Genomic DNA, 6,343 nt, shown 5'->3' with positions numbered 1-6,343 from the left:
GCTTTTACTACCGATCGGCTAGAATTGTTAAAACTTTTATCTGCCCAAATTGCTATTTCCATTGAGAATGCTCAACTTTACAAAAATTTACAGGAGTTTAATCAAAACTTAGAGCAATTAGTGAGCGATCGTACTCAACAATTATCGAACACCCTAGAGGCTTTAAAAGCCACCCAAACTCAGCTAGTCGAATCTGAAAAAATGGCATCTCTAGGAGGATTAGTTGCTGGTGTTGCCCATGAAATTAATACTCCCATCGGAGTGGGCGTCACTGTTGCTTCAGCTTTGGCAGAAAATACCACAGAATTTGCATCTATTTATAAAAGTGGCAAAATGAAGCGCTCGGATTTAGAAGAGTTTGTCGATATTGCTAGTCAAAGCAGTAAAGCACTTCTAATTAACCTAGATCGGGCGGCAGCCTTGATTCAAAGCTTTAAGCAAGTAGCAGTAGATCGCTCTAGCGAAGAACGACGTACTTTCCAGATCAGACCTTATCTTGATGAAATTTTATTACAATTAAAACCAAAGTTGAAAAATAGCCAACATTCGCTTAAAATTAAGGGAGATAGCAAAATTGCTATAGATTCTTATCCAGGAGCCTTGTCCCAAGTTGTGACAAACTTGCTAATCAATTCTCTGATTCATGCCTATGAACCAGGAATTTCTGGGGAAATAATCTTTGCTTGGGAACAAGAAGGTAATCGGCTAAGGTTTGAATACGCCGATGAAGGTAAAGGTATTCCCCCAGAAAACTTAAGTAAAATTTTTGAGCCATTCTTTACCACTAAGCGTGGTCAAGGTGGCAGTGGGTTAGGGTTACATATTGTCTACAATTTAGTCACCCAAAAACTCAAAGGTGAAATTGAGTGTCTAAGTGAGGTGGGAAGAGGCACCAAGTTTATTATTAAATTACCCATGCAAATTGATTCACCAATGTAGAGTTCCAATTCCGATTTCCTGACCAAGATAACTAAGTAAGTCCACCTCATTAAAAGTAAAGTAAGGATGACTGAAAAGGTTGCTGTGTAACTCTTCTCCCTTCTGCCTTTTTCTTAACAGGTTTTCTAACTTCAAACCTAAACATTAGTAAAAAATAAAGGTGTACAGCAATGAAAAGTGATTTTGACGATTTGTTAACTCAACCATCTCCAGAAACAGTATACTTTGCCGAAGTAATCGACTCGGATGACGAGATATTGTTTGCAGATGAAACCACAGAAGAAAAACTGAGTGAAAGCTGGAAAATTTTAGTTGTAGATGATGAGGCTCAAGTTCACACCGCTACCGAAATTTCACTCAGGAAGTTTGTCTTTGAGAATAAATCTTTAACCTTCATTAATGCTTACTCCGCTCGTGAAGCTAAACAGCTAATCCAAGAAAATCCTGATGTTGCCATCATTTTACTTGATGTAATTATGGAAACAGATGATGCTGGCTTAAACTTTGTTAAATATGTCCGCGAAGTCTTATGGAACCAGTTAGTGCGAATTATTTTACGCACGGGTCAACCCGGACAAGTACCTGAAAAAAGCATTATTATCAATTACGATATTAATGACTATAAAACTAAAACTGAATTAACGACATCAAAGCTATACACTACGATGCTAACAGCTTTGAGAAGTTTTTCTCTAAGTCATAAATTGCAGTCTGAAATAGAGCGACGCGAACAAGTAGAGAAAGCACTCCGTCTCAGTGAAGAAAAAGAGCACCAAAAATCTGTTGCCTTAGAGCATTTTGTCAAAGAACTCCAAGAAACACAACTCCAGCTAGTTCAAAGTGAAAAAATGTCTAGTCTCGGTCAATTAGTTGCAGGTGTCGCTCATGAAATCAATAATCCGGTTAACTTTATTTATGGCAATCTGTCCCACGCCAACGACTATATTAAAGAACTCATTAATATGTTGAATCTTTACCAAAAGTATTACCCGCAACCAGAAGCAGAAATTATCCATGAAATAGAAGATGCAGAGTTGCCATTTATCATAGATGATTTACCAAAATTGCTTTCTTCCATGCAGTTAGGGATCGAACGCATTCGCAATATTGTTCACTCTCTACGCAATTTTTCGCGGCTGGATGAAACTGAAATTAAATCAGTAGATATCCACGAAGGCATTAATAGCACTTTGCTGATCTTACAGCACCGACTAAAGGCTAAGTCGGATCGGCCTGCTATTAATGTGATAAAAGACTATGGTGTATTGCCACTTGTGAACTGTTATGCTGGTCAGCTCAATCAGGTGTTTATGAACCTTTTAGCGAATGCTATAGATGCTTTGGAAGAGCGGGTAAATAGAGAAGATGGTGCTGTTTTTCACCCCCAGATTTTGATTCGGACTGAAGTTGTACCCGGCAATTCGCATGACAACATTAGCTCGGCTTCCCACATCCTGGTAACAATTTCTGATAATGGTGTCGGCATGACAGAAACAGTTCGTGCTAAACTTTTCACTCCCTTTTTTACTACTAAACCCATAGGAAAAGGTACAGGCATGGGATTGTCCATCAGCCGAAAAATTCTGATAGAAAAACACTGCGGTCAATTGGAGTGTATTTCTACGCCAGAGCAGGGAACGCAGTTTATTATTGATCTGCCCACTATCTGTAGAGCCACTAAGATCGCTGTAGCGAATGCCTAGAAAACTTATCTGGCTGAATTGATTGATCATATAGCAATCCTTGCAGGAGTCGTAAACTTTTTACCCCACCCCAACCCTCCCCTTATCAAGGGGAGAGAGTAAGAAATTCACAAATGATTTAGGATTGCTATATATCGGTTTTCAGTTGCATGAGAATAGGGTAATTGCTAATTCCTCATTCATCGGAATTCTGACAGAATTTTTTCCCGCAGCAAGTCCCGCCTTTGCTGGGGTGGGGACTTGCTGCGGCTTTAGCCATATTCTTCTAACTTAATTGTGTTGGTTTGCAATATATTTTTTAACAATCTCTTCCGAGGCGTTATTAACTGTGCCGTAAAAATACAGCATATTCCATGTATATTTAGTACGCTGCATTCCGTAGAGAAGCAGAAAAATGAAAATTTATGCGATCGAGTTTCGTGAAAAAATAGTCAAAGCTGATGAACCCGGTGATACATCAATTAGGGCGGTGTTGAATTGTTGAGCGCGTAAATACAAGATTAACACATCTTGATAGCTCGTTTGACAGGAAAAACTTTTTGTTATTCTACATCAGATAACAAGTTGCTCAGACATTCCCTTCGGTTATTAATTCACTATCTAAAATTGGCTAATCTTCCGATGCCATATCAAAATCAAATAAATTATTTTGGTTCTATGCGATCGCCGGCGTTGCTTAGTTATACCCTAATTTATAAACGCCTTTTTTGGTAAAATAATTTAGGCGCTCAACGTTCTTCCCTCTGCTGTAAATGCCGCCCGATTTCTTGATGACATACGTGCCAAAAATACAGTGCTAAATTCAGAAGAGCTAATAATTTAGTGCCATCTTCTAACATCGCGTGTACTCCTAGACTTTGAGACTCAAAAATATCCTCAAACCGTGAGATAGCAAACAAGAGGAATGCTACGACTAATGGCAGGTAAGGAGTGGTTTTGATGTCTCGCCAAAACTTAACTCCGTAAAAAAAGACAGCACTACCATAACAGAAATAAATTAATTTGCTAGATATTCCCAACCCAGAAAGAATCAAAGTCATCCGAAACCGGTCATCTAGGAAAAAGACTCCGAGTAGTAAAGCACTAAAAAATAAGAACATCCCCGATCGACTCTGCGGCTCTTTTTGTTGGCGCAGCACTCCGAAAGTAAATGCACAAATTGCTACTGGGATGCACCAGAGGACTTCGGAAACTCCGGTGAGAATTCCTTCGTAAGGGAACCAGAAATTAAAAGGGTCGCTAAACAGGCGTTCAACTCCGTCTCCCTGGTTGTTGAGTTTTGCGTATACACTCAGCCCGCCCAAAATCAGAACAGTCAGAATGTTAAAAGCAGCTAAAAACCGTACACGAAAAAAGTGTTTTTTGAAAATTTCTAAAGAATTTGACAACTTAGGAATTTTATCGAATAAAGGTAGATGCTTCATAAAAAATGTCTCTAAGCAATAGAGTTCGTTACTTATTCACTGGTAGCCAAACCACAAATGTAGTGCCGCGATCGGTTGGATATAATAAATTAGTTTCTGCAGAGGGCAGCCATTCTGGATTGACTGGGGAAAATACTTCTATTTCTCCTTGCATTTGGCGGACTAAATCGCGGGCGATCGCCAAACCCAATCCTGTACCGGGAATTTCTGTCTGCGCTTTTTCTCCCCGGTAGTGCCGCTCAAATAAATGCTCTAAATCCTGGGGAGGAATGCCGGAACCTGTGTCGCTGACGGCAACTGCTATGGCAGGCAATTGGCTGTATCCTGCCCGATCGCCATCCGCTGCTTTGTACCGGACTTTAATATAAATTTGGCGGCCGGCGGGGGTATATTTCAAAGCATTGTCAATTAAATTGCTCAAAACTTCGCGCAAAGCTCGATCGTTCGCTGAGACTGGTGGCAAATTCGCCTCCAGGTCGGCGACCAATTTCAGATTCCTTTCAGATGCGATCGCCTCGGCGGAAATTAACAGCGGTTTTAAGACTTCTGTAACAAAACAGGATTCCTCCAAATTGGCCGCAGGTGACAGCGAGAGAGGAGAATGCCGGATTGATTCCACATTGGACATTGCTTTTTCTGAAGTGTCCGATCGCAGTTTTAGATGTGCTTCGCCGGTGTCAACAGTTCGATCGAACTGGCCCAGCAACTCTTGTAGCCGATCGCTCTCTCGGACAATACTAAAAGCCACATTGCGGTTTTTGTCTTCCGGTACCAGCCGCCGCGCTAACAGCTTGCCAAAAGTTCGCAACGCTGTCAGCGGACTTTTGAACTGGTGCAGCAAATTGTGCATCGTGTCGTAAACCTGAGCCTGGATTTGTCGGGCCGAACCCAATTCCTGCTGCATCCACTGCGATCGCTGGTCTAAAATGCAGGCTAGGGCTAAGGTGCGAGCAATTTGTTGTATTTGAGCCTCTTCTCGCTCGTTCCAAGGCCTGTCTTGCCGACCGCTGACTAGGAGTCCCATTACAGCTCCCTCGTGTATCAGAGGCGTCACAATTTGCATCCGCTGCTGCCACAAATTCTCCGGGCCTTGGCACTGATGGGAACTGCGCTCCTTACCCGGAAGTCGATCGGGTGCGATTGCCTCTACCGTTGATTCTTCCACAGGCCGAACAGGCGGCGCCAGCAGTCGCGGTACCGGTTTCACTGTCGAGCTTTCGGAAGATTGCAACCTCAACCCCTGATTTTCTTCCAATTCGGCTGAGGTTTCTGGGTAAACTGCGATCGGCACCAACTTTGCTTCGCTGCCTTCTACCAACTCTTGTGTCAGGTATACCGCGCTGAATTTCGCTCCCAAACTAACGGCGATAGCCACCTGCGAACGGCAAAGTTTGACAAATTCTGAACTGGCTGGCATTAACATGAGCGCCACATTAAGATATCTAACGGAATTCTAAGTAAATTACAAATGATCGGCGGCCGATTACTGATGAGATACTTCTCGATTTCAGATTTATTCCCTTTGATAGAAGGCAGCTATGTTGAAGGCATGGGGCTTTCATGAACCAACATTGCCCCGCATCGCCCTCCGCGCAGCTTCCACCGATCCCCAAGCTTGGCTTTTGCCGGAACTTGCGGCCAACCATAGCACAACCGCTACACTTTTGTCGATCGGCACGAATGTTAAGATTATGTCGATATATTAAAAACAGTTGAAATTTTGAGCTAGAACGGATATACTGGCCTCGGATTTGGTAGCTATCATTACAACCTGTCTGCTCATACTGTCTGCTCACAGAGGAGGTAAAGAAATTGGCCAGGAGACGCAAACGCAAGAGTCGCCGCCGACAAGAAGGACGCAGAATTTTAGAGTGTGTGCCTCAATATAGCATCGAGAGCGGCGAAGATAAACCCGTAACAGCGGCTCGCAAGTTCATCCATGCAGAAGGCATTGCTCCCCCAGCTTTGCTGTTAGTCAAGCGTAACGAGCATACCACTGACAGATACTTCTGGGCTGAAAAAGGTTTATTTGGAGCCCAATACGTAGAAGAGAACCATTTCTTGTTTCCCAGCTTAAAGGTGATGTTGGAAGCTACCACAGAAAAAATTCCTGTGGTGTCAGCCAGCCGCGCATAGCTCAAAATGTTTAGCTCAAAACATTGACAGCAATGTTTTTCTAAGTTTTTTAACAAAAGCGCGAGAGTTCTCATTGTCTGGAGAGTGCCAACTGAAATTTCTGCGAAAAGTCCTTAGAAACTAGGGTATAAGGAGCCATCG

6 protein-coding genes are annotated in these 6,343 nt (G+C 42.6%); 4 read left to right on the top strand and 2 right to left on the bottom strand.

Annotation, left to right across the window (positions count from 1 at the left end; all coding sequences use genetic code 11):
* On the top strand, positions 1–939 hold a 939-nt coding region (locus Q5691_RS22935; RefSeq protein ID WP_333213388.1), incomplete at its 5' end, for a GAF domain-containing sensor histidine kinase.
* 170 nt (positions 940–1,109) lie between these two features.
* Complete coding sequence (locus tag Q5691_RS22930) at positions 1,110–2,642, top strand: ATP-binding protein (RefSeq protein ID WP_333213387.1); 1,533 nt, start codon at positions 1,110–1,112, stop codon at positions 2,640–2,642.
* A 728-nt stretch (positions 2,643–3,370) separates the two neighbouring features.
* Here the strand turns inward: Q5691_RS22930 and Q5691_RS22920 are convergent.
* Both Q5691_RS22920 and Q5691_RS22915 read right to left on the bottom strand, forming a co-directional pair.
* Positions 3,371–4,066, bottom strand: a complete 696-nt coding sequence (locus Q5691_RS22920; RefSeq protein WP_333213386.1) for a hypothetical protein — start codon at positions 4,064–4,066, stop codon at positions 3,371–3,373.
* A 28-nt stretch (positions 4,067–4,094) separates the two neighbouring features.
* A complete protein-coding gene (locus tag Q5691_RS22915; protein ID WP_333213385.1) occupies positions 4,095–5,483 on the bottom strand; it encodes an ATP-binding protein in 1,389 nt (462 codons plus the stop codon).
* Positions 5,484–5,604: 121 nt separating this feature from the next.
* Between Q5691_RS22915 and Q5691_RS22910 the strand changes: the two genes are divergently transcribed.
* The gene (locus Q5691_RS22910) at positions 5,605–5,772 is read left to right on the top strand and encodes a hypothetical protein (RefSeq protein WP_333213384.1); all 168 of its coding nucleotides are present in this window, start codon (positions 5,605–5,607) and stop codon (positions 5,770–5,772) included.
* Positions 5,773–5,878: 106 nt separating this feature from the next.
* Entirely contained in the window at positions 5,879–6,202 is a 324-nt protein-coding gene (locus Q5691_RS22905) for a DUF3155 domain-containing protein (protein ID WP_006635576.1), read from the top strand.
* The last annotated feature ends 141 nt before the right edge of the window (positions 6,203–6,343 follow it).

The sequence above is a fragment of the Microcoleus sp. w1-18aA5 genome (assembly GCF_036701705.1).
GTDB lineage: Bacteria > Cyanobacteriota > Cyanobacteriia > Cyanobacteriales > Microcoleaceae > Microcoleus.
This window is presented reverse-complemented; position numbering and strand designations above follow the sequence as displayed.

Excerpts from the sequence above, each read along its gene's own strand:
- Q5691_RS22915 (WP_333213385.1), bottom strand. The coding sequence starts at position 5,483 with ATGCCAGCCAGTTCAGAATTTGTCAAACTTTGCCGTTCGCAGGTGGCT.
- Q5691_RS22930 (WP_333213387.1), top strand. The coding sequence starts at position 1,110 with ATGAAAAGTGATTTTGACGATTTGTTAACTCAACCATCTCCAGAAACA.
- Q5691_RS22920 (WP_333213386.1), bottom strand. The coding sequence starts at position 4,066 with ATGAAGCATCTACCTTTATTCGATAAAATTCCTAAGTTGTCAAATTCT.
- Q5691_RS22910 (WP_333213384.1), top strand. The coding sequence starts at position 5,605 with ATGTTGAAGGCATGGGGCTTTCATGAACCAACATTGCCCCGCATCGCC.